At 58.4% G+C, this 23,794-nt stretch carries 20 protein-coding genes; 7 read left to right on the forward strand and 13 right to left on the reverse strand.

Annotated elements, in window-relative coordinates:
- Positions 1-67: 67 nt before the first annotated feature.
- On the forward strand, positions 68-1,867 hold the full coding sequence (locus tag ACQUQP_RS15840; RefSeq protein ID WP_432695999.1) for an amidohydrolase: 1,800 nt from the start codon (positions 68-70) through the stop codon (positions 1,865-1,867).
- 84 nt (positions 1,868-1,951) lie between these two features.
- Here the strand turns inward: ACQUQP_RS15840 and ACQUQP_RS15845 are convergent, their stop codons facing one another.
- From ACQUQP_RS15845 to ACQUQP_RS15865, 5 genes are read right to left on the reverse strand one after another with little or no spacing between them, the layout of a single operon-like run.
- Positions 1,952-2,182, reverse strand: a complete 231-nt coding sequence (locus ACQUQP_RS15845) for a formate dehydrogenase subunit delta (RefSeq protein WP_432696000.1) — start codon at positions 2,180-2,182, stop codon at positions 1,952-1,954.
- Positions 2,182-3,033, reverse strand: coding sequence for a formate dehydrogenase accessory sulfurtransferase FdhD (gene fdhD / locus ACQUQP_RS15850; protein ID WP_432696001.1), 852 nt, complete (start codon positions 3,031-3,033; stop codon positions 2,182-2,184). Before fdhD ends, ACQUQP_RS15845 begins: the two co-directional genes overlap by 1 nt.
- Complete coding sequence (fdhF, locus tag ACQUQP_RS15855; protein WP_432696002.1) at positions 3,033-5,903, reverse strand: formate dehydrogenase subunit alpha; 2,871 nt, start codon at positions 5,901-5,903, stop codon at positions 3,033-3,035. The genes fdhD and fdhF overlap by 1 nt, the downstream gene beginning before the upstream one ends.
- 2 nt (positions 5,904-5,905) lie before the next feature.
- Entirely contained in the window at positions 5,906-7,495 is a 1,590-nt protein-coding gene (locus ACQUQP_RS15860; protein WP_432696003.1) for a formate dehydrogenase beta subunit, read from the reverse strand.
- The gene (locus ACQUQP_RS15865; RefSeq protein ID WP_432696004.1) at positions 7,495-7,992 is read right to left on the reverse strand and encodes a formate dehydrogenase subunit gamma; all 498 of its coding nucleotides are present in this window, start codon (positions 7,990-7,992) and stop codon (positions 7,495-7,497) included. The genes ACQUQP_RS15860 and ACQUQP_RS15865 overlap by 1 nt, the downstream gene beginning before the upstream one ends.
- 114 nt (positions 7,993-8,106) lie before the next feature.
- On the opposite strand from ACQUQP_RS15865, the gene ACQUQP_RS15870 reads away from it, so the two are divergent.
- Both ACQUQP_RS15870 and ACQUQP_RS15875 read left to right on the forward strand, forming a co-directional pair.
- Complete coding sequence (locus ACQUQP_RS15870; protein WP_432696005.1) at positions 8,107-9,198, forward strand: substrate-binding domain-containing protein; 1,092 nt, start codon at positions 8,107-8,109, stop codon at positions 9,196-9,198.
- 41 nt (positions 9,199-9,239) lie between these two features.
- Entirely contained in the window at positions 9,240-9,401 is a 162-nt protein-coding gene (locus ACQUQP_RS15875; protein WP_432696006.1) for a hypothetical protein, read from the forward strand.
- A gap of 113 nt (positions 9,402-9,514) precedes the next feature.
- Here the strand turns inward: ACQUQP_RS15875 and ACQUQP_RS15880 are convergent, their stop codons facing one another.
- Positions 9,515-10,516, reverse strand: a complete 1,002-nt coding sequence (locus tag ACQUQP_RS15880; protein WP_432696007.1) for an LLM class flavin-dependent oxidoreductase — start codon at positions 10,514-10,516, stop codon at positions 9,515-9,517.
- Between the two features lie 146 nt (positions 10,517-10,662).
- Here ACQUQP_RS15880 and ACQUQP_RS15885 point away from each other — a divergent pair, with 146 nt between their 5' ends.
- Entirely contained in the window at positions 10,663-11,052 is a 390-nt protein-coding gene (locus tag ACQUQP_RS15885) for a hypothetical protein (protein ID WP_432696008.1), read from the forward strand.
- Positions 11,053-11,105: 53 nt separating this feature from the next.
- Here ACQUQP_RS15885 and ACQUQP_RS15890 read toward each other — a convergent pair whose 3' ends face one another.
- A complete protein-coding gene (locus tag ACQUQP_RS15890; protein ID WP_432696009.1) occupies positions 11,106-11,288 on the reverse strand; it encodes a PLDc N-terminal domain-containing protein in 183 nt (60 codons plus the stop codon).
- A gap of 229 nt (positions 11,289-11,517) precedes the next feature.
- Here ACQUQP_RS15890 and ACQUQP_RS15895 point away from each other — a divergent pair, with 229 nt between their 5' ends.
- Positions 11,518-12,147, forward strand: a complete 630-nt coding sequence (locus ACQUQP_RS15895) for a YbhB/YbcL family Raf kinase inhibitor-like protein (RefSeq protein WP_432696010.1) — start codon at positions 11,518-11,520, stop codon at positions 12,145-12,147.
- Positions 12,148-12,244: 97 nt separating this feature from the next.
- Entirely contained in the window at positions 12,245-14,734 is a 2,490-nt protein-coding gene (locus tag ACQUQP_RS15900; protein WP_432696011.1) for a cation:proton antiporter, read from the forward strand.
- A gap of 12 nt (positions 14,735-14,746) precedes the next feature.
- On the opposite strand, the gene ACQUQP_RS15905 is transcribed toward ACQUQP_RS15900, so the two are convergent.
- Positions 14,747-16,483 (reverse strand): diguanylate cyclase, encoded by a 1,737-nt coding sequence (locus ACQUQP_RS15905; protein ID WP_432696012.1) that lies wholly within the window; start codon positions 16,481-16,483, stop codon positions 14,747-14,749.
- Between the two features lie 278 nt (positions 16,484-16,761).
- On the opposite strand from ACQUQP_RS15905, the gene ACQUQP_RS15910 reads away from it, so the two are divergent.
- Complete coding sequence (locus ACQUQP_RS15910; RefSeq protein WP_432696013.1) at positions 16,762-17,448, forward strand: aspartate/glutamate racemase family protein; 687 nt, start codon at positions 16,762-16,764, stop codon at positions 17,446-17,448.
- 162 nt (positions 17,449-17,610) lie between these two features.
- Here the strand turns inward: ACQUQP_RS15910 and maiA are convergent, their stop codons facing one another.
- The 5 genes from maiA to ACQUQP_RS15935 all read right to left on the reverse strand — a co-directional run bounded on the left by maiA (position 17,611) and on the right by ACQUQP_RS15935 (position 23,355).
- Complete coding sequence (gene maiA / locus ACQUQP_RS15915; RefSeq protein ID WP_432696014.1) at positions 17,611-18,267, reverse strand: maleylacetoacetate isomerase; 657 nt, start codon at positions 18,265-18,267, stop codon at positions 17,611-17,613.
- 107 nt (positions 18,268-18,374) lie between these two features.
- Complete coding sequence (gene fahA, locus ACQUQP_RS15920) at positions 18,375-19,688, reverse strand: fumarylacetoacetase (RefSeq protein WP_432696015.1); 1,314 nt, start codon at positions 19,686-19,688, stop codon at positions 18,375-18,377.
- Between the two features lie 71 nt (positions 19,689-19,759).
- Positions 19,760-20,299 (reverse strand): VOC family protein, encoded by a 540-nt coding sequence (locus tag ACQUQP_RS15925; RefSeq protein ID WP_432696016.1) that lies wholly within the window; start codon positions 20,297-20,299, stop codon positions 19,760-19,762.
- Positions 20,300-20,497: 198 nt separating this feature from the next.
- On the reverse strand, positions 20,498-21,460 hold the full coding sequence (locus ACQUQP_RS15930; RefSeq protein ID WP_432696017.1) for an MBL fold metallo-hydrolase: 963 nt from the start codon (positions 21,458-21,460) through the stop codon (positions 20,498-20,500).
- Positions 21,461-21,648: 188 nt separating this feature from the next.
- Positions 21,649-23,355, reverse strand: a complete 1,707-nt coding sequence (locus ACQUQP_RS15935; RefSeq protein WP_432696018.1) for an FAD-dependent oxidoreductase — start codon at positions 23,353-23,355, stop codon at positions 21,649-21,651.
- Between the last annotated feature and the right edge of the window lie 439 nt (positions 23,356-23,794).

The following is a 23,794-nucleotide window of genomic DNA, read 5'->3' on the forward strand; positions in this document are numbered from 1 at the left end:
AAGGATTTTTTGCGTTTCAGGTGATCTTGTCTAATTTTTATAGCATCTATCATGGAGGACGATCAGCATGATCACCAAAGCGTGTGCAACTCTTCTTCTCGGCAGTGGTCTTGTTCTGTCCGGCATAGCGGCGGCACAAAACACCGCAGACACCATCTATATGGGTGGTTCAATCCTGACAATCAACGATGCCCAACCCACCGCTGAAGCGGTTGCCGTCAAAGATGGTCAGATTCTGGCTGTCGGTGACCTTGCCGATATCACCTCTTTTCAGACCGATACTACCGAACTCATCGACCTTAACGGTCGTGCACTGCTGCCCGGTTTTGTCGACAGCCATGGCCATGTAGTAATGGGCGGCATTCAGGCCCTTTCAGCCAACCTGCTCGCACCACCGGATGGCGAGGTCACCGACATCACCAGCCTGCAGCAGACCCTGCGCAGCTGGGCCGATGCCAATGCCGAGGCGGTTAAACAGGTCAAAATGATCATCGGCTTCGGCTACGACAATGCCCAGCTTAAGGAGCTCAGACACCCCACCCGTGAAGATCTGGATGCGGTCTCTAGCGAATACCCGATAATGATCGTGCATCAGTCCGGTCACCTGGGGGTGGCTAACTCCAAGGCCCTGGAGATAGCCGGTATCACCGCGGCTACGGAGAATCCTGCCGGTGGCGTCATCCGCAGGGATAGCAACGGTGAACCGAACGGCGTGCTGGAAGAGTACGCCTTTTTCACAGCGCTGGTACCGATGCTGTCCGAACTTGGGCCCGAGGGGCTACAGACCTTTGCCAAAGCCGGCGCAGAGATGTGGGCACAGTTCGGCTATACCACTGCCCAGGATGGTCGCTCTTCCGGCGGAGTCGTTGAGGCGCTGAAAGCGGTGGACCAGGCCGGCGATCTGCCGATCGACGTTATCGCCTTTCCCGATGTCCTCGAAGCCAAAGACTACCTGAAAGCCAATGTCTCCATGGACTACAGCGGCCATGTGCGGGTGGGCGGCTGCAAGCTGACCATCGATGGCTCTCCCCAGGGATTCACCGCCCTGCGTGACCGCCCCTATTACGACCCCGTGGGCGACTACCCGGAAGGTTATGCCGGCTATGCTGCGGTGACCATGGAGCAGGTACAGGACTCGGTAAACTGGTGCTACCAGCATGGCATGCAGGTGATCACCCACGCCAACGGCGAGGGCGCATCCGATATGCTTATCGATGCGCTGAAGAATGCCCAACAAGCCTACGGCGATCCGGATAACCGCCCGGTGTTGATTCACGGCCAGTTCCTGCGCGAGGACCAGGTGGACAGCTATAAAGAGCTGGGCGTCTTTATGTCGCTGTTCCCGATGCACACCTTCTACTGGGGTGACTGGCACCGGGACCACACCGTCGGCCCGGTTAACGCAGAAAACATCTCACCAACTGGCTGGGTACGTGAGCGCGATATGATGTTCGGCTCCCACCATGATGCGCCCGTTGCCTTCCCCGACAGCATGCGTATTCTCGACGCCACCGTCACCCGGCGCACCCGCTCTGGCGACATCCTCGGCCCCACACAGCGTGTTGACGTGATGACCGCGTTAAAGGCGATGACGATCTGGCCCGCCTGGCAGCAGTTCGAGGAGAATAGCAAAGGCAGCATCGAAAAAGGCAAGGTCGCCGACTTTGTAATCCTTTCCGCGGACCCGACAGTCATCGACCCGGAAACTCTGGATCAACTCCAGGTGTTAATGACGATCAAGGCTGGCAAGGTCGTTTATCAGGCCGAAACGGGGCTCGCAGCAACCGCCCTCGGGCGCCCACCGCTGGTCGCGGACCAGGAAAACGCGCACCAGCTGCTGGATGCCTGGTATCAAGGGGTCAACTGATCCACCCTTTCTACAGCTCAAAAGCTTTCCAAAACGAAAAAGGCCGCTCAATGCGGCCTTTTCAGTCTATTAAGACAAGCTTGATCAAGCTGCCTCGCTAAGCAGTTTTTCAGCCGCCAGCTTGGCAGCAGGATGCAGTTCCTCACCGCTTTTCTCTACGTAGTCGGACAGCATCGCTTTCATCCGGCGGGACCAGAACTTCTGGACGTGGCTGGCAATCACTTCTGCTACCGCGTTTTCGTCACCGGCGCTGATGTTGTTGATAGCGATCTGGTTGATCATTTGGATCAGGCGATCCAGTTCACTCTGCGACATTATTTTGCTCTCGCTAAGCTTGGTTGTTCTTCATTATTGGCGCCCTGCCCGGCTTCACTGGTGGTGTAAACCACGTGACGGCCGGTGCGGGCGAAGCCCACCAGGTTCATGCCTGCCATTGAGGCGTGCTCCACAGCCAGCGCGGTGGGTGCCGATACGGCGACCAGGGTTGAGATCCCCATGGCATTGCACTTGTTGACCATCTCGTAGCTGGCACGACTGGAGATCAGCACAAAACTTTCGGCATTGGCCGGATAGTCTTCGCGATCCTCGGCGCGGGCGCCGATCAGCTTGTCCAGGGCGTTGTGACGGCCCACATCCTCGCGCAGCAGCAGAATGTTACCGCCGAGGTCACACAGCGCCGCGCCATGCACGGCACCGGTGATCGACTGTAACGGCTGGTTTTTGCGCAGCTGCGCCAGTGCATTCTCGATCACCTCGCCTTCAGGCAGAGCGATCGCATCCACCGGCTTCGGTGTGGCCACCGCCTGCTGCAGCGACTCGGCACCGCAGAGACCGCAGCCGGTGCGGCCGGCCAGGTTTCGGCGGTGCTCCTTAAGCCGGGCAAAGCACTCACTGGCGATCTCGATATGCAGCTCGACACCCAGTTTCTGCGTCACCTGCTCCACACCGTAGAGCTGTTCCGGCCGCTCGATGATCCCTTCCGACAGGCTGAAACCCAGCGCAAAGTCGTCCAGATCCATCGGGCTTGCCATCATCACCACATGGGAGAGGCCGTTGTAGACAAGCGCTACCGCGACCTCTTCCGCCAGCAGGTCCTGAGCCGTTTCCGACTCAGCTCCCTGCCTGCGGGTGACGCTGAAAGCCCTGCGGCCTTCGCTGACGCTCATTAGTGGCTTTCCGCCGCCGCGGCAGCCGCTTCCTTGAGGAAGTTGTTCTGGCGCTCGTGGTTGTCGTGGAAGTTCTTCTGCCACTCGGACGGCTGAGTCACCTTCTCGACCTGCACCGCGGTCACCTTGTACTCCGGACAGTTGGTTGCCCAGTCGGAGTTATCGGTGGTGATCACGTTGGCGCCACTGTGCGGGTGGTGGAAGGTGGTGTAAACCACACCCGGCTGCATCCGCTCGCTGACGAGTGCGCGCAGTACAGTATGGCCGGCACGGCTGGAGATACCCAGCCAATCGCCATCCTTGATACCCCGCTCTTCGGCATCGTGCGGATGCACTTCCAGAATATCCTCGTCATGCCAGGCCTGGTTGTCGGTACGACGGGTCTGTGCGCCGACGTTGTACTGGCTGAGGATACGACCGGTGGTCAGCAGCAGCGGGAAGCGGCGGCTGGCACGCTCGGTGGTGGCCACGAACTCGGTGATCGCAAACTGCGCCTTGCCATCGCCGATCGGGAAGCTTTCAACGTGCATGATCGGTGAACCCACCGGATGCTCGTCGTTACACGGCCACTGCAGGCTGCCTTCCTGTTCCAGTTTTTCGTAGCTGACGTTCTTGAAGCTCGGTGTCAGGCTGGCGATCTCGTCCATGATCTCGGACGGGTGGCTGTAGTTCATCGGGTAGCCGAGCGCGTTGGACAGCTCGACGGTCACTTCCCAGTCTTCCTTGCCGGCGATCGGCGGCATCACCTTGCGAACGCGGTTAATACGGCGCTCGGCGTTGGTGAAGGTACCGTTCTTCTCGAGGAAGGTGGAACCCGGCAGCAGTACGTGTGCGAACTTGGCTGTCTCGTTGAGGAAGATATCCTGCACGATCAGGCAATCCAGAGAACGCAGCGCCTGCTCGACGTGCTGGGTGTTCGGGTCGGACTGTGCGATATCCTCGCCCTGCACGTACATGGCGCGGAACTGGCCGGCGATAGCCGCGTCGAACATGTTCGGAATACGCAGACCCGGTTCGTTATCGATCTGAACACCCCAGGCAGCTTCGAAGCGGCCACGGGCGATCGGGTCAGCCACGTGCTGGTAACCCGGCAGTTCGTGCGGGAAGGAGCCCATATCGCAGGAGCCCTGCACGTTGTTCTGACCACGCAGCGGGTTCACACCCACGCCTTCGCGGCCGATGTTGCCGGTGGCCAGAGCCAGGTTGGCGATACCCATTACCATGGTGGAACCCTGGCTGTGCTCGGTAACACCCAGACCGTAGTAGATCGCGGCATTTTTGGCGGTGGCGTAGGTGCGCGCAGCCTCACGGATATCGGCAGCAGCCACACCGGTGATCGCTTCCATCTGCTCCGGTGAATGACGCTCATCGGAGATGAAGTCACGCCACTTGCTGTAGGCATCGCCTTCACAGCGGCTGGCGATGAAGTCGGTATCTTCCAGACCTTCGGTCACGATTACGTGCGCCAGCGCATTGACCAGCGCCACGTTGGTACCCGGGCGCAGCGGCAGGTGCATGGAGTCGTTCAGATGCGGCGTATCCAGCAGATCGATATGACGCGGATCGGCCACGATCAGGCTGGCGCCCTCACGCAGACGACGGCGCATCAGCGAGCCAAAGACCGGGTGGGCGTCGGTGGGGTTGGCACCGATCACCAGCACACAGTCGGACTGCATTACGGAGTCGAACGTCTGGGTACCGGCGGACTCACCGAGAGTCTGCTTCAGGCCATAGCCGGTGGGGCTGTGGCAGACGCGGGCACAGGTATCGGTGTTGTTGTTAAGAAACGCGGCGCGGATCAGTTTCTGCACCAGGTAGGTTTCTTCGTTGGTGCAACGGGATGAGGTGATACCACCGATGCTCTCGCGACCATGCTCAGCCTGGATCTCTTTCAGACGGCGAGCGGCGAAGCCGATCGCCTCTTCCCAGCTGACTTCTTTCCATGGCTGATCGATGGAGTCACGGATCATCGGCGCACGGATACGGTCTTTGTGAGTCGCGTAACCAAAGGCGAAACGGCCCTTGACGCAGGAGTGACCGTGGTTCGCTTCACCGCCCTTGTAGGGGGTCATGCGGACGACCTGATCGCCCTTCATATCGGCCTTGAATGAGCAGCCCACACCACAGTATGCGCAGGTGGTGACGACGCTGTGTTCCGGCTGCCCCATCTCGATGACGGAGTTCTCCATCAGCGTGGCGGTCGGGCAGGCCTGGACGCAGGCACCACAGGAGACACACTCAGAATCGAGGAAGTCTTCATCCTGACCGGCGGCAACCTTGGAATCGAAACCGCGACCATCGATGGTCAGAGCGAAAGTACCCTGGACTTCGGAGCAGGCACGCACGCAGCGTGAGCAGACGATGCACTTGCTGGCATCGAAGGTGAAGTACGGGTTGGAGGTATCCTTGGGCGCATCCAGATGGTTCTCGCCATCGAAACCGTAGCGCACCTCACGCAGACCAACCGCACCGGCCATGTCCTGCAGCTCGCAATCGCCGTTGGCCGGACAGGTCAGGCAGTCCAGCGGGTGATCGGAGATATACAGCTCCATGATGTTGCGACGCAGCTTGGCCAGCTTGTCGTTCTGGGTGGTCACCTTCATGCCGGCTTCGGCCGGCGTGGTGCAGGAGGCCGGCGTACCACGACGACCTTCGATCTGCACGGCACAGATACGGCAGGAGCCGAAAGACTCCAGGTTATCGGTGGCACAGAGTTTCGGGATGTTGATATCGGCCAGCGCGGCGGCGCGCATGACGGAGGTGCCTTCCGGCACGCTGATCTCAACGCCGTCGATCTCCAGGGTCACCAGCTTTTCACTCAGTGACGCCGGGGTACCGTAGTCTTTGTTCGGATCAAAATGCTGCAACATGATCAGGCCTCCTCCAGCACGCTGTTAAGGTGCTCACTGGTTGAGTGTTTAACGAAGTCTTCCCCGAAGTGCTTAACCGCACTCTGAACCGGGAAGGGAGTCATGCCGCCCATGGCACAGAGAGAACCGTCCAGCATGGTCTCGCACAGGTCGGAGAGCAGTTCCAGGTTGGCATCCACGTTTTCACCGGCGCGGATACGGTCGATCACCTCGACACCGCGGGTGGAACCGATACGGCAGGGGGTGCACTTACCGCAGGACTCGGCGACACAGAACTCCATGGAGAAACGTGCCTGCTCGCCCATGTCGACGCTATCGTCGAACATCACCACGCCACCGTGACCGAGAACGGCACCGACCTTGGCAAACTCTTCATAATCCAGCGGCGTATCCCACTGGCTTTCCGGCAGGTAGGCACCCAGCGGGCCGCCGACCTGAACCGCGCGCAGCGGTCGCTCGTTACGCGTACCACCGCCGAAATCGAACATCAGTTCACGCAGGGTAGGACCGAACGCCAGCTCCACCAGACCGCCCTGTTTCACGTTACCGGCCACCTGGAACGGCAGCGTACCGCGGGAGCGGCCCATGCCGCAGTCGGCGTAGGCGCGGGCGCCCTTATCGAGGATGAACGGCACGGCCGCCAGTGACAGCACGTTGTTGACCACTGTGGGCTGACCGAACAGACCGACGATGGCCGGCAGCGGCGGCTTGGCACGGACCAGGCCGCGCTTGCCTTCGAGACTTTCCAGCAGCGAGGTTTCCTCACCGCAGATGTAAGCGCCAGCGCCGACACGCACTTCCAGGTCGAAGTGACGGCCGCTGCCGAGGATATCCTCACCCAGCAGGTTGTTGGCGTAAGCGGTCTCGATGGCCGCGTTCAGGTTCTTGTCGGCCAGAGGGTATTCGGAGCGCAGGTAGATATAACCCTGAGTGGCACCGACGGCGAGACCGGCGATAGTCATGCCTTCAATCAGCATGAACGGATCGCACTCCATCACCAGGCGGTCGGCGAAGGTTCCGGAGTCACCTTCGTCTGCGTTGCAGACGATGTATTTCTGCTTCTGCTGCTGCGGCGAGTTGGCATCCAGCACGGTCTGCCACTTGATACCGGTGGGGAATGCCGCGCCACCACGGCCACGCAGGCCGGACTCTTTCACCGTGTCGACGATACCCTGGGCGTCCAGTTTCAGCGCGTTGCGCAGGCCCTTGTAGCCGTCATAGGCTTCGTAATCGGCCAGCGACAGCGGATCGGTGATACCGGCACGGGAGAAGGTCAGGCGCTGCTGACGCTTCAGGTAGGGAATCTCTTCAACCAGACCTACGGCCAGCGGATGCGCGCTTTCGCCCTTCCAGAATTCGGCGGCAAACAGGGAATCCACATCTTTCACGGTCACCGGGCCGTAACCGAAGCGGCCTTCCGGCGTATCCACTTCGATCAGCGGATCCAGCCAGTAAAGCGCACGGGTGCCGTTACGGACGATTTCGAGCTCAACACCCTGCCCTTGTGCCGTTGCCGCGATCAGACGGGCAACGCGATCCGCACCCAGCGCTTTCGCGGTGGTGTCGGAGGGAATGTAAATACGGGTAGCCATCACTGCACCTCCAGCCGTTCAGTACGCAGCTCTTCGACCAGTTCGTCGAAGCTCTCCGGTGTCATGCGGGCGTAGATTTCGTCACCTACACGCACGGACGCGCCACAGGAGCAGTTGCCCAGGCAGTAAACCGGCTCCAGCGTGATTGCACGGTCAGCGGTGGTACCGTGGTAATCCACGCCCAAGGTCGCCTTGGCATGAGCTTCAAGCTCGCGGGAGCCCTGGGCCTGGCACGCCTCGGCACGGCAGACCTCCACCACATGGCGGCCCGGCTGCTGGGTACGGAAGTGATGGTAAAAACTGATCACGCCGTGTACTTCGGCACGCGATAGCTTCAGCGCCGGCGCAATCAGCGCCACGGCTTCTTCCGGTATATGAGCGAAGCGGTTCTGAATCGCGTGGAGAATCGGAAGCAGTGCTCCCGGCTTTGACTTAAGCTCATCGATGATGGCTTGCGCTGCTGTCGGCTCCCAGCTAACGCTTCCCGGTGTATTCATGATTATTCCTCCAACCGCAAAATATGAACCACACTGCATATTTTGACGGAAGTATTGCTCTTATAGTGGCGGCCAAATTACCATCTAGGGTAGATATTCCAAATATGAAAAATAATGCCTATTTCAAAAACAGCACATAAAATCGATATCGTTCCTACCTGGTCTTTTCGCGATGATCAGGGTCGCACACTCGATCCGCAGCTATTTATCCTGTTGCGACACATAGAGAAGGATAAAAAGCTCACCAGCGCCGCCGCCAAAGCAGGAATCTCCTATCGCCATGCCTGGAACCAGCTCAACAAGTGGGCGGATTTTTTCGGCACACCGCTGGTGGAGCTGGAAAAAGGTCGCGGCGCACGCCTGACACCGCTGGGCGACAAGCTGCTTTGGGCGGAAAAACGAGTGATTGCCCGGCTGGAGCCCCAGCTCGACAACATCACCTCTGAACTCAACCTGGAGCTTTCCCGACTACTAGAGGGTAGTAGGCCAAGCCTGCGTTTGCATGCCAGCCACGGTTACGCTGTGGAGCTGCTGCCGCGCTTCGCCCAGGGCTTTGAACTGGATCTGCAATATCGCCACGGTCAGGAGGCGCTGGCGTCCCTGGCCAGGGAGCAGTGCGATATGGCCGGCTTTCATCTGCCGGTGGAGATGATCGATTCAGAGATGCGCCTTCAGGCGCAAAAACTGCTCAAGCCCCGCGCCCACCGCATCATCCGCTTTATCACCCGCCAGCAGGGCCTGATGGTCCAGCCCGGCAATCCGCTCGGTATCACCTCGATAACCGATCTGGCCCGGGACGATATCCGCTTTATCAACCGCGAACCCGGCTCGGGTACCCGGCAATTGCTGGAAGCGCTGTTAAGACGGGCATCCATAGAGGTGAACGAATGGCTCGACAGCAGCGGCGTGGAGTACACCCACTCTGCCATTGCAGCCCACGTAGCCGCAGGCATGGCCGACACCGGGTTCGGTGTACAGGCCGCTGCCAGTCAGTTCGGCCTCGACTTTATCCCCCTCGCCCAGGAGCAGTACCTGCTGGCCTGCCACCAGCGCACCCTCAGTATGCCCAGCGTCCAGGCGCTGCTGGATAACCTGAAAAGCGAAGCCTTTGCGGCCGAGGTCGATAAACTCCCCGGCTACAAGGCACAGGACAGCGGGGAAATCTGTATGCCGGACGAGATTCTTTCCGGCGAATCCGACATCTGATTGCTAGGCTTGAAAGAAAAACAAGCGATAAAGGAAATAGCATGATCTACCTGACCGCACTACTGTTTCTTGCAGGCTTGGGAATAGCCTTTACCGGCATGCTCGGCATGGGCTGGGGCTGGATTATCGGCGGAGCTGTGATCACCCTGGTCAGCGGAGTCTTTTGGGGCATTGCGCCACGCAGCGGTGAAATGGAGCACTGAACGCTGCTTTGAACACAGAAGGCAGGAGACGCGCCTCGCCGCAGCTTGAAACTCGCACGGCGGTGATTTTTTGCCGCGGCGGATGATCGCGACGGGGTCGTCGCTCCTATCGATCAACCTAAATCCTTCAGCGACATCAGTATTGATACGGCGTCCTGACGCTGCTGCTGATCGTAGATATCGTTGGTGAACATCAGCTCGTTCACCGGGTAGGTCTCGATAATTTTCGACAGTTTGGACTTCAGCGTCTGCGGGCCGCCGCTAACCTGCAACCCAAGGAAATCCTCCACCCCGGCGCGCTCGCGCGGATTCCAGAGCCCATCCATCGATTCCACCGGCGGTCTCAGCCAGAGCGGATCGCCGCGCAGCAGCGCCAGAATTCGCTGCTGGGAGCTGGTGCCGATAAAGCGCGCCGCTTCATCGCTCTCTGCTGCGATCAGTGGCAGGCAGAGAATCGCGTAGGGCTCGGGCATCGCCTCCGACGCTGTAAAATTAGCGTGGTACAACTCCAGCGCATCGCGGGCGTAACGGGGCGAGAAATGACCGGCAAAGGCGTAGGGCAGGCTTTTCGCTGCGGCCAGGTGGGCGCTGAAAAGGCTGGAACCGAGAATCCAGATATCGACCTGGCTCCCCTCCCCCGGCACGGCATGAACTCTGGCCCCGGGATCAACGGGACCGAGCAGTTTCTGCAACTGCTCCACTTCCTGCGGGAACTGTTCGGCGCGCATATCGTCGCGACGCAATGCCCTTGAGGTCAGCGGGTCGGTACCCGGCGCCCGTCCCAGCCCCAGATCGATGCGCCCGGGATAGAGTGCATCCAGGGTACCGAACTGCTCGGCCACCACCAGCGGCGGATGGTTCGGCAGCATGATCCCGCCGGAACCGACCCGCATACGCTCGGTGCAACCTGCGACAGCGCCGATCAACACCGAGGTGGCGGAGCTGGCGATACCGCGCATATTGTGATGCTCGGCCAGCCAGAAACGATGCACGCCGTGCTGATCTGCATGGCGCGCAAACGCCAGGGTGCCTTTGAGCGTATCCGCAGCGGTTTCACCCAGACGCACGGGTGCCAGCTCAAGCAGGGAGAAAGGCGTTTCTTGCAGTAAATTCATCGCTCGCATCCTTATCTTGGCCTGACATGATGCCATATCGAAAAAACACGATAAACAACGAGCGGAATACTGGAAGCTCTGGATATTCTGACCCAGACTCCATGCAGGCACTCGGAAGGGTGACCCGCAAAAAAGGAGATCGCCTCATGAATGAATGGATGAATCCCTGGTGGTGGATGCTGAAATCGCCACAGCGCTCCAGCTTCGATCAGATCGTCGCCCCGATCACCCACTGGTGGTCTCCCCGGGTCGAGTTCAATATGGCGGGTAATGAGGAACTGGAAGCAAAAATTGTTGCCGAGGTTGCCAGCTACGGCAGCCAGCTAGGCACCCTGACCGATGCGGTTCTGGAGCTGGCGGGAGACCGGGACAGCGAGACGCTGCAAAAGCTGAGAGCCCTGGCGGAAAAGATTGATCAGGAAAAACGCAAATACCGGAACACCGAAATCAACGCTCTGAAAACGGCGCTGTCGCGGCTGAAAAAGGAAGATCCCGACGGCTTTGCATCACTCCTTGCAGCGCTGCCGCCGGACTGAGGCTGCCCGCGCCTGGAGATTACCTCCACACCCGGGCAGTGTGCGTTTTTCGGCTACTTGCCCTTGGGGCCTGCCACAAACCAGAGAATGACTCCGAGCAGTGGCAGCAGAAGTATAACGACGATCCACAGCACCTTGGTGCCGGTGGCGGCCGGGCTCTGTACCGTTTTATAGATAGCCAGTACATCCAATACCAGCACGATCAGACCAAACAATCCTGAAACTTCTATGCCCATCGTTCTTCCCTCTGATTCAATTCCTGAGAAGCCCGGCCAGGCCCATCGACAAGCCCCGTTTTAACAGACTTATCGACCCGATTTACAACCACTTGCGTGGTTACGACAACCGGACTCAAATGCTACATTAGCCCCAAGGAGCCATGAACAATTCAATGGTTTCCGTAAATAACCTAGCACCGATTCTGCCCAAGCGCTTCAAGGACCCGATAACTTTAGGTGGACAACAATGAAAATCTCAAGCAACAGCTTTACCGATGGTGCCGCCATTCCCAGCCGCTACTGTTTTGCCCGTATCGCGCCTGAAAACCATATCGAGCTGGCGGAAAACCTCAATCCGCACCTGGCCTGGAGCGAGTTTCCTGAAGACACCAAATCTTTCCTGCTGATCTGCGTCGACCCCGATGCTCCCAGCGTCGCCGACGATGCCAACCAGGAGGGCCGCAGCGTCTCTGCCTCACTGCCCCGGGCGGATTTCTTCCATTGGTCGCTGTTCAATATTCCCGCCTCGGTGACCGAAATCGCTGAAGGCAGCCAGTGCAAAGGCGTGACACCGCAGGGTAAAAGCGGCCCCGAAGCGCCGGGCGGCATGACCCACGGCATCAATAACTACACCCAGTGGTTTGCCGGTGATGCGGATATGGAAGGCCAGTACTTCGGTTACGACGGCCCCTGCCCGCCCTGGAACGATGAGATCCCGCATCGTTACGTTTTCAGCATCTACGCGCTGGATGTTGAAAAGGTTGATATCCCGGAAAGCGCCAGCGGACAGGAAGTCTATGACGCGGTTGAAAGCCATGTGCTGGATGGCGCTGCGATCACCGGCGTTTATACACTGAACCCTTCTGTCTCTGCCTGAATAACCGGGCCTCTGGTCCGGCAACGCCCGGGCCAGCTATCACTCTCCGCAACCGACGGGTGGCGGACTGCTTCGAGGAACTCAGGCGTTGGAAGCCATGCACCCGGTTCCGCAGCTGGTCGCGGTTCTCTTCGCCCTGCTGCTGATCGCCCTCAGCGTCAACCTGATCGCCCGACGCAGCGGCCTCCCGTTCACGGTGCTGCTGGTACTGGTCGGCATGGGCATCAGCCTGCTCAGCGACAACGTGCCGTCGCTGGCCAACATGGAGTCCACGCTCAGTATCTCGCCAGACCTGATCCTGTTTGTGTTCCTGCCCACGCTGATCTTTGAGTCCAGTTACAACCTGGACGCAGGTCTGCTGAAGCGCAACAGCGTGCAGATTCTGACCCTGGCGGTGCCAGGACTGCTGCTCTCCACCGGCCTGATCGGAGTGATTATCTGGCAGGCGCTGGATATCGGCTTGGTGGCGTCGCTGCTGCTGGGCGCCATTCTCAGCGCCACCGACCCGGTCGCCGTTATCGCCCTGTTCCGCCAGATCGGCGCGCCAGGGAGACTCTCCACGCTGATCGAAGGCGAGAGCCTGTTCAACGATGCCACCGCACTGGTGCTATCGAAAATACTGCTCGGCATCCTTGCTGCCGGCGCTATCACCGGCAGCCAGCTAGCCGGGGGTGTTGTCGAGTTTTTCATCCTGTTCGCCGGCGGGTTGGCGTTCGGCGCACTGCTGGGTTACCTCTGCGGGCTGCTGATCGGCTGGCTGGACTCGGATCCCGTGCTGGAGATCATCCTGACCACGGCTGTTGCCTACCTGGCATTTTTGATCGCCGAGGAGCTGATGCACGTCAGCGGTATCATGGCCACGCTCGGGGCCGGGTTGACCCTTGGCACCTGGGGACGGCTTCGCGTCAGCGCCTCAGTGCGCGTGTACATGGAACATTTCTGGGAGGTACTCGCCTTCGCCTCCAACGCACTGCTGTTCCTGCTGCTCGGCATGGAAGTCAACCTGCTGGAGCTGGCCCGCGCCTGGGAGCTGATACTCTGGGTGGTTTTGGCGATGCTGGTCTCACGGGCGATCGTCGTCTTCGTACTGCTGCCACTGCTTGACCGCGTACCCGGCGTACGCCCGGTTGGCCTGGGCTACCGCGTGATCATGTTCTGGGGCGGGCTGCGTGGAGCGATCGCGCTGGCCATCGTGCTCAGCCTCACCGATTACCCGTTCAAGGACCTGTTCGTGGCCATGGTCACCGGGGCCGTACTGTTTACCCTGCTGGTGCAGGGGCTGACGATCAAACCGGTGCTGAAACTGCTCAAGCTGGATCAGCCCCCCATCGCCGACCGACTGGCGCTGTTTGAACGTGATCTTGAAGCCCACCAGCACGCCATCGACCGGCTGCCGGCGCTGCAGCAGGGCGGCATGTTTTCCAGCCGCATTGCCCACCGTCTGCATCTGCACAGCCGGCAGGCGATCAACAAGGCCAAGCGGAAAATAAAGCGCCTGCGTAAACGGGAGCTGCGCCACGACCAGGAACTCAACCTGTTTTTCATCCGCGCGCTGGCCGAGGAGCGCAGCTACTACCTGGAGATGTATGACGCCGGTCATATCAGCGAGAGCAGTATCCGCCGCCTGTTGATGGTGCTGGATCACCAGCTGGATACGCTGAAGTACAACGGCGGTTTTCAGAACGTCAACGGCCACCACAGCTACGAGTATATCGAGCACTGGCTGTTCCGCCTGCTGGGTGAAGAAACACCGCTTAAGCCCCTGGTGGAGCGCCTGCGCATCACCCATATCAACCGTTACTACGAGATTACCTGGGGGCACTTCCAGGGCAGCCGCCATGTGCTCAACTCACTGGAGGAGCTGGCCCGTCTGGAATCCACGCCGCGCGATATCGTCGATCAGGTACTGGAACAGTTTCGCCACTGGAACAGCCTCGCTTCCGACAAACTGCACCGCTTGAACCAGGATTTCCCCGAGCTGGCCCGGCTGCTGCAGGAGCGGCTTGGTAAACGGATCGTATTGCTGGCCGAGGTGGAGACCACGCGGGAGCAAGCCCGCCTGGGTACCCTGCCGAAGGGCGCTGCCGAGCGGATAGAACTGGAGCTCTACCGTCAGCTAAAAGCCCTGCGAGGTTTGCCGATCCCGATCCTTGAGGATGATCCGGCCAAGCTGTTACCGCGTGTGCCCCTGTTTGCGCGCCTGCCCCACTCCGCTATCGAGCGTATCGCAGCCCAGTGCGAAGCGGTGACGCTGGAAAAACATGACCACCTGATACACCAGGGCAAACGCAGTGACCGTCTTTATATCGTCAGCCGCGGTATTGTTCGCCTGCAAAGCCGCGTAAACGGCGATGAACACCACCTGAGTACGTTGATCGCAGGCGATTCCTTTGGCGAGTCGGCGCTGATGGGCGAACTGCGCAACCCGGATATTTCCGTGGTTGCCCAGACCCCCGCCCGCCTGTACGCGCTGAGCCGGGAGAGTTTGGACCGCTTAATGGAGCAGGACCATGCCCTGGCTGGCCACCTGAAACGCAGTGATGCGCGCCAGCGACAGATCCACCACAGCGAAAGCAGCCGCGGTTGAACCTGTATTGAATCAATCTGAAGCCGACTTGAGCGCCCGGTTGATTTCAAAATCAGCACCCTCGACCCGATCCCGGCCCTTACTCTTGGCACGATAGAGAGCCTTGTCGGCTCGGTTGAAGAGTTCATCAACGCTGGCCACACTGCCGGGCCAGCTGGCGACGCCCACGGAAATGGTGATCCGCGGCAGAGATTTCCCGGCATAGCGCAGCGCTGTCGCCGCGATATCACGGCGCAGTTCTTCGGCACGCATCAAGGCATCCTCCTGGCCTGCACCCGGCATGGTCACGACAAACTCCTCACCACCGTAGCGGCAGGCCAGGTCGGTCTGCCGGAAGGTTTGCTTCATCCTCAGCGCCAGCTGACGCAACACCTCGTCACCCGCTTCATGGCCATGGGTATCGTTAAACTGCTTGAAGTGATCGATATCACAGATCAGCATCGATAACGGATACCCCTGGCGCCGGGCCCGGGCGCTCTCCCGCGCAATCAGCTCGTTGAAGAAGCGCCGGTTTTTCAGCCCGGTCAGCGGGTCTTCATAGGAGAGGCGCTCCAACTCGGCAGTGCGCGCTTTCACCTGCTGATCCAGAGACATGTTCAGCGCCCTGAGTTCTGCCTGGCTGCGCGAGAAATGCACCAGTGCGATAACCACCACCGCACAGGAAAACGCCAGCGAGCCCCAGGCCAGCGGCACCTTGCCCCAGGGCAGAAAGCCGTGTGCCACGCCCATATCGATCAGCAGCAAAACCGCGAACAGCACATAGGTGCACAGAATCGCCAGCTGCTCTCTACTGAGCATCGACAGCCCCCGCACCGCTGGGACAAACAGCAACACCAGGGCGGCGGCAAACAGCAGGTCGAACACGGGATAGGTTAACGCCAGGCCGACCAGTCCCCCGAGACTCGCTGCCATGGCGACAAGAATATAAGCAACGAAGAATCGGCTGATCCAGCGATACAGGTGACCGGTACCGCTACCAAACCAGGTTTCCATCAGCAGCGCCATCGCCACAGGCATGACGAAATAACCCAAGGCACCGATGTAATCCCAAAGCAGCGGCGCATTGAGCATAAGCTGAGTCGCAGGGCTTGCGGAGATCACCATACTGGCCGCACCGAGCGCATACAGGGCGATAGCGACAAACATGCGCCGTTTTCCCTGAATACAGGAAAACGCCAGCGCCAGAAGCGCGACAATCAGGCTGAAAACACCCACAACAGCCCCTTCCGTGGAGTCGCGCAGGATCTTGCCAAGCAGCTCCCCGCGCTCCATCACCTTGACCTCTCCCCAGAGCCCGATGTCGATGTAGTCGGAGAAAATGCGGAAATAGATCGGTTTACCCGTGCTTTCAGGAGGCAGGGTGATCATATGCCAGGGCCAGCCCTCGAACCGGCCCTTGCCGTTCTCATCGAAATGACCGAAGCCGTAGATGCGCCGACCATCCACGTAAACATCAACAATCAGATCAACACTGGAGATGTAGAGCACGGGATCGCGCCACTGGCCCTCAGGAAGGGTTGTGCGGTACCAGATATTCTCCGCCCCATGGCGATCTGGAGGGTTGGACGGAAAAGCGATAGGCGTCCAGGCCGCGGCGGAATCCCCGCGCGTCCATTCCGGCACGCCATCAGACCCGACCGGGGAATCGCCCCAGCGGAACTCCCACCCCCGATCGAGCTGAATCGGATCTGCAGCCACGCAGACGCTGAAGATCAGCAGAGGAATAAACAGTAGCACTCTAAGTAGCACAGCCAATCCTGTTCACATGGTCAGAAAATTAGGCAAGCCAGCCAGACCTGTTGCGCCAGTGAAAATCGACTGCTGCACCAAGCTGCAAGAACTCTTAAGGGTGAGCTAACTGTATCCAAGGGGCAGAAGAGGCGCCACGCTTTTTTCCGGACGGATGAGCGCTCCCGCCGTGTTGCAATCGATGACAGGGCAGAGCATCTGGCAGGTCACCTATCTAGCCTCGCTGATGGTAGGCTAGACCGGACAATCGGCTGATAATCGGTAAAAGGCAAAACCCATTGAAACTACTGATCGTTAATTCGAACACCTCGGATAAAGTCACCGAAATAGTTCGCCAGGAGGCGCAGGCTAGCGCTTCACCGGGTACAGAGATCGCTGCGGTTTCAGCCCCCTTCGGCGCCAGCGCCATAGAATGCCGGGCACAGGCAACCGTTGCCGCCCACGCAACGCTGGAGGCTTTTCAAAAGCATAGTGAGGGTTTTGATGCCGGCATAATCGCCTGTTTCAGTGACCCGGGCCTGGCCGCCTGTCGTGAGTCCATGCCCTTTCCAGTCGTCGGTATTGCCGAAGCCGCCTGTCTCAGCGCCTGTATGCTGGGTAGCCGGTTTTCGATTGTGACGATCGGCCCACGGATGATCGCGCCTCTGCAGGAGCTGGTTCACGCCTATGGATTAATCTCCCGGCTGGCCAGTATCCGGGCGCTGGATTGCACGGTGCTCGGCTTTGCCGACAATGCCTCAAGCCGTGAAAACGCGATCCGGGAATTAATCACGCAGGCGATCGAACAGGACGGCGCCGAGGTCATTGTGCTGGGCGGCGCAGTAACCGCCGGCCTTGCACGAAGCCTGTCCAGCGAATGCCCCGTACCTGTTCTGGATGGTGTGAGCTGTGCGGTCCTGCAGGCCGAACTGCTGATGCGGCTTAATCCGGCTAAACCCACCACCGGGAGCTACAGCCTGCCCTGATCAACAAGGACCGCCTCCGACCTCTGGGTTAGCCCTGGATGCTATGGATTGCACCCGACCAGGCCCGCGAACACGCGGCCAAAGCAAAACCGGGCCACCTTAGGTTAGGGCCACACATCAAAGCGAACCCCTAACGGAGTTAGAACGAGTCATCACGACGCCTCAGTTAGCATCTGGCTGTTTTTCCGGGGACGCATCAATAAAAGCGTCCAACCTATTACAGGCCGCCTCGATACGGACCAGTGTTGGAAAAGCCGACAGGTCGACGTCGAAGCGGCGCGCATTATACATCTGAGGTATCAGCGCGATGTCCGCCATGGTCGGCGTATCGCCGTGGCAGAACGTGCCGGTCTCTTTAGCACCGCTCAGCAGGGTCTCCAGGGCAGTAAAGCCTTCGGTGATCCAGTGCCGGTACCAGGTATCGCGCGCCTCCTTATCGACGTTCAGCTCACTGCCAAGATATTGAAGCACTCGCAGGTTATTGACCGGATGGATATCGCAGGCGATCAGTTGTGCCAGGGAACGCACTCTGGCCCTGTCGAGCGCGGTTTCCGGCAGAATCGGCACCTGCGGATGAACCTCATCCAGATACTCGAGGATAGCCATTGACTGCGTCAGTACCTGATCACCCGCCACTAATGACGGCACCAGTTTTTGCGGATTGATACGCGCATATTCCGGCAGTTTTTGCTCACCGCCGTTTGCGATCAGGCTGACGCTTTTAGCGTTATAGGGAACCTGCTTGAGATTTAACGCTATGCGCACTCGATAGGCAGCGGAAGATCGCCAATAAGTGTACAAATCTAATTCTGAAGTCATTTATCCTGTTCCTGGCATCTACAACGATCGAAAAAAGAAGCCCTGCTGCACAGGGCCTCAAGAGCAGCACGCAAGGGTTAATCCCAAGCCGACGATAAGCCGTCGCTTTATCTTGCCGGTAGCACCCTGGCGGTCGCTTCACCGAAGCCGATGCGCGCAGCGCCGGGACGCTGGCAATAGCCTTTCAAAATCACCGTATCGCCGTCTTCAAGGAAGGTGCGCACTTCTCCGTTTGCCAATGAGATCGGCTCTTTCCCGCCACGGCTCAGCTCCAACAGCGACCCTGCTTCCTCCTGTGCAGGTCCCGACTGGGTACCGCTGCCGAAGAAGTCTCCAGGCTGCAGGTTGCATCCATTGACGGTGTGATGGGCCACCATCTGTCCGATACTCCAGTAGGAGTGACGAAAGTTGGTGTCACAGAGTTTGTGTGCGGGCAGGCTGGAACTGCGCATGGCATCGGTTTCCAGATACACCTCCAGGGCCATATCCAGCGCGCCCGTTGCCCGGTTGGCGTCGGAGTCGAGATAGGGTAATGGCTGCGGATCTGCGGCCTCACGCGTCCATTCCGTCTGGTATGGCGCCAGTGCTTCCATCGTTACGATCCACGGAGAGACGGTAGATGCGAAGTTCTTGGACAGGAAAGGCCCCAGAGGCTGATATTCCCAGGCCTGAATATCGCGCGCGGACCAGTCATTGAACAGACAGAGTCCAAAAACGTGCTGATCTGCTGCATCCAGGCTGATCGGCTCACCCAGTTCATTACCGGCCCCGATATAGATGCCCACTTCAAGCTCATAGTCGAGCCTGCGACAGGGACCAAAACTTGGTTCCGCAGCGTCGGGGGCCTTGGTCTGGCCCTGAGGACGACGGAACTCATGTCCGGAAACCTGTATCGAGGAGGAGCGGCCATGGTAACCAATAGGCACCCATTTATAGTTGGGCAGCAAAGGATTATCGGGTCGGAACAGCGATCCCACGCTGGTGGCATGGTAGACCGATGTATAAAAGTCGGTGTAGTCACCGATATGGCAGGGAAGGCTGTATTCCACCTCAGCCTGTGGCACGAGGCAGGAAGCCAGGCTCGCTTCCTCAACAGCCCCTTCACGCAACGCCCGCGACAACTGCAGACGCAGTGCCGACCAGGCAGCCGCTCCCATCGACATGTATCGATTCAGGCTATCGCGACTGCAGGCCTGCAAGGCTTCTGCGGCCAGTCCTGAGAACAGGCCCTTGGCATTCAACGCCTTCAGATCCAGTACCTGGTCTCCGATGGCAACGCCGCCACGAAAGGCTTCGCCGCTACCCTGGCGCCGGAATACTGCGAAGGGCAGGTTTTGAATTGGAAAGTCGGTATTGGGTTCATTGGCCGAACTAACCCAGCTGGTTAATCCGATATCGTGGGTTTCATTCAAGCTAATCATTATTTTTAACTACCCGTGCCATTTTCACTAAAAAGACGCGGGGGCCTACTCATCGCCCCCTGCCATATTGATCAGTCAGCGAACTCAGTTTCGTGCAACCAGGCCGCGTGTGCGGGCGCCTTTTTGGTTTGCGACCACTCTGCCAGCATCGCCGGTGCAACCTCTTTCAGCTGCTTCATCTGCTCGCTGGTCCCCGTCTTGTAGGTCAGTTCGATACGGTGGCCGTTCGGGTCAAAGAAATAGATGGAGTGAATAATGCCGTGGTTGGTAATACCCAGCACGTCCAGTCCCTTGGCTTCGAGCTCGGCTTTCGCCTCCAGCAGCGCCTCTCTGTCCGCCACTTCAAACGCGATGTGCTGAACCCACTCCGGAGTGTTCTCGTCACGCCCCATTTCGGGTGAGTTCGGGAGCTCGAAAAACGCCAGGATATTGCCCTGACCAGCATCCAGGAACAGGTGCATGTAAGGATCCGGCTCTTTTGTGGAGGGCACTCTGTCTTCTGCGATCGCCACGAGAAAGTCCATGTTCAGCATCTTCTGGTAGAACTCGACGGTCTCTTTCGCATCTTTGCAACGATAGGCCACATGATGGATCTGCTTGATGTTGATCATTAGTCACTCCGGTCTTAATTATTATTCGGAACATTAATTAGTAACAAACGTTACCACCAACAAGGATACTAGTAACGCTTGTTACTAATTTCAAGTGCAGGCCTGGTCCTTCTCGCTCTTTTTGTAGAGCTGTGCAGAGCCATACCTCACAGATGCCCGATCCCCCCGAGGGAGCACCAGACATCTGTTACCAGCAGATCAGCTCTGCAGCTTGTCCCAGACTTCCTGATCTCGCTCCGCTGTCCAGACCCGCGGCCAGTCGATACCGTCAAACTCGTCCCAGATACGCTGAACATCAAATGGCAGGCAGTGTTCAAAGATCGGCCACTTACCGTATTGCGGCGCCAGGTGCTCATGCGTCGCTTCAAACGCTTCCTTCACGGTGCCGCCTCGGTTGTAAACCTCGCCGACTTTCTCTTTCATCCCGTTCAGGAAGCCGCGGGTCTGTTCAATAGCCGCGTCAACATTTTCACGACCGTGAACAACCGCACCGCGTCCGCCAACCAGCACCTCAGCCCCCAGGCTCTTGACCTTGTCCAGGGTTTCGGTGGACCAGTCGAAATGGAATGCATCACCGGTGTACAAAGCAGCCGCGGCTTCTACCAGGTCGCCTGCAAAGAGGATTTTCTGCTTCGGCAGCCAGGCAACAATGTCGCCAGCCGTGTGACCGCGACCACAATATTCCAGCACCAGGCTGCCGCGATCCCCTCCGAGGGGAATTTCAAGACGATCGTTAAACACAATATCGGGATGCGTCAGGCCAGGGATGCTGTCGGGCTCGCGGAACAACCGGGGCATACGGCCATATTCGCTGTGCCAGTCTTCCATACCCCGCTCCTCGATCAGGAACTTGGTTTTTTCGTGGGCAATAATGCTTTCAGCATTGAATGCGGCAGCACCCAAAACACGCACCGCGTGGTAATGGGAAAGCACCAGATATTTGACCGGTTTATCGGTATGCTCGCGCAGCATCTCCAGCCAGTCACTACCCGCCTTCGGTGTCGCGCGGGCCTCGAAGGCGATAATGAAGTCTTCGGCTTCTATCGCGCCGACATTGGGGTCACCTTCAGCGGTAAGGGCGTACACACCATCAGCCAGTACCTCTAGAGTTTCTGTCTTTTCACCGAGATCTGCTGAGGATGCAAAAGGTTTTTTAGCCATGATAAAAGTCACCTATATTTATTTTTGCTAAATTTTTCAGGCCGATAAAAATCCAATAAACGTATAGAAAGCGCCGGTTAATGGCTTCTATCGTCCAGGAAAACGGCTACCGAAAACGTGTATGCATTGAGAGTTTTTGCATCGGACACCGATTCGGAGATCTCCCATTTCGGTGCCCGGTGTTTGGATCAGGCTTCAGCGCCAGCCATATGACTCGCAGCGATGTAGCCAAAGGTCAGCGCAGGCCCCAGTGTTATGCCGCCGCCTGGATAATTGCCGCCCATGATGCTCGCAGCATCATTACCCGATGCGTACAGGCCTTTAATCGGAGCACCTTCCTCATCCAGAACCTGCGAATTTTCGTTGCAGCGCAAACCAGCGAACGTGCCCAAATCACCGATGACCAGCTTGACGGCGTAGTACGGCCCTTTCCGTATCGGCGCGACACAGGGGTTCGGTTTATGGTCAGGATCACCCAAGGAACGGTTATACGCGGTGGTACCCTTGCCGAACTCAGGATCTTCACCGTTAACCGCATGCTTATTAAATTCAGCTACTGTTGCTTCAAGCTGGGCTGGATTCGCACCGATCTGCTCAGCCAGTTCACGCAACGTTTTACCGCGCATCAGGTAACCTGTTTTCAACTGGCTGCGATAGGGCATAGGTGCGGGCTTCGCAAATCCCAGGCCGTAACGGCGGAAAGTTTTGTGGTCGGCGATAAAGTATGCACAGATTTCGCTTTCCTCTTCCGTACAGCGGTCATACATCGCCTGGCAGAAGTCATGGTATGAATTCGACTCGTTAACGAAGCGGCGACCAGAACGCGTCACTGCGATGATTCCCGGCTTTGAGCGATCCACGAAGTGCGGGAATGTTCCGGTTGTTCCGTCAGACCAGACTGGGCGAGAGATCGGTACCCAGGCGGCGGGATGAGGCAGGTCTTCATTGACAGTCCCGCCAACAGACTCGCCCAGACGCAGACCGTCACCGGTATTACCCATGGGCGCCGGAGATGCATGCTCATGACCGGTTGGCGCATGCCTGAACAGCTTTTTCCTGCGCACGGCATCCTGTGGGAAGCCACCGCAAGCCAGGACGACACCTTTACGGGCGACAACCTCTACCCGCCCTTTCACCGTATCCACAAGCGCGCCCTGGATCTCACCATCCTCTGTCCGGATCAGTTTCGCGACGGGAGAGCGCGTCCAGATAGGCACATTTTTTTCAAAGCAGGACTTTGCAAGTCTTCCGATCAGCGCATTACCGTTCATCAGTCGCATGGCGCGCCCGTGGAAGGTCACGTCCCGCATAAACTTCGCAAACAGATAACCAACATAACTTGCGGATATAACGGATCTTGTCGCATTAAAGAAATGCAGCAGTTCCTTGCCTGATCCAATCATCATGCCCAGGACCGTAATTTCCTTCAGCGGTGGACGCAGGCGTTTTATCTCCTTACCGAGATCACGGCCGTCGAAGGGTTTTGCGACGATGGAACGACCGCCCGGCATCCCACCCTCTACCAGGGGGTGATAGTCAGAAAAGGTCGGACCGAGATCGAACTGAAGGCTGGTATTTTTCTCGAAGAAGTCGACGGCTTTCGGTCCCGCATCGAGAAAAGCATTGATGCGTGATTCATCGAAAAAAGCACCGGTTTCATGCTTCAGATAGGTTCTCGCCGCGTCAGCCGAGTCATTTACCCCGTCTCGCTTGCCCGGCGCATTTCCGGGAATCCACATCCATCCACCTGATCTGGCGGTGGTGCCGCCAAATACCGGTTCTTTTTCGACGACGAGGACCTTCAAACCGCGATGGGCTGCCGATACAGCGGCTGACAAACCGCCGGCTCCAGAACCCACGACCAACACATCACATTCGTATTTTATTGTTTTCACCTGACTACTCCTGGAATCAAGAAAGTGTGTTGAGCTGTTGTGCACTTCTTGCGACTTCTAGCCCTACCAACGTCCCTCAAGTCCTTCGCTACCTCACCTAACGCGCTGATTAGGGTAGAGGTAACAGCATTAGAAGAACGCATTAACCATAGTGTTGCCGTTCGTTATTTGCAAATGTATTTGCCAATAACGAACTTTGCAAGCGATAATTTCGTTGCGGTCCTTCCGCCAGCGGCAAGGTTTGGAGGGTTTTGCCTGCTCGGAGACTTAGCTCCCAACCGAGATGGCAGCGTCCTGAGTGCCTGGATCAACATGATCCGAGGCCCACTGAAATCCTTGCCATCACTGGGTATCCGAAGTACTTGGCGCCGGTGTTGGCTCAGGCTTTTGTCGGTTGGTGTGGATTCTTTAGCTACGAATGGGAACTGCGCAGTGGCCA

This window comes from Marinobacterium sp. YM272 (assembly GCF_050908845.1).
Taxonomy (GTDB): Bacteria; Pseudomonadota; Gammaproteobacteria; order Pseudomonadales; family Balneatricaceae; genus Marinobacterium_D.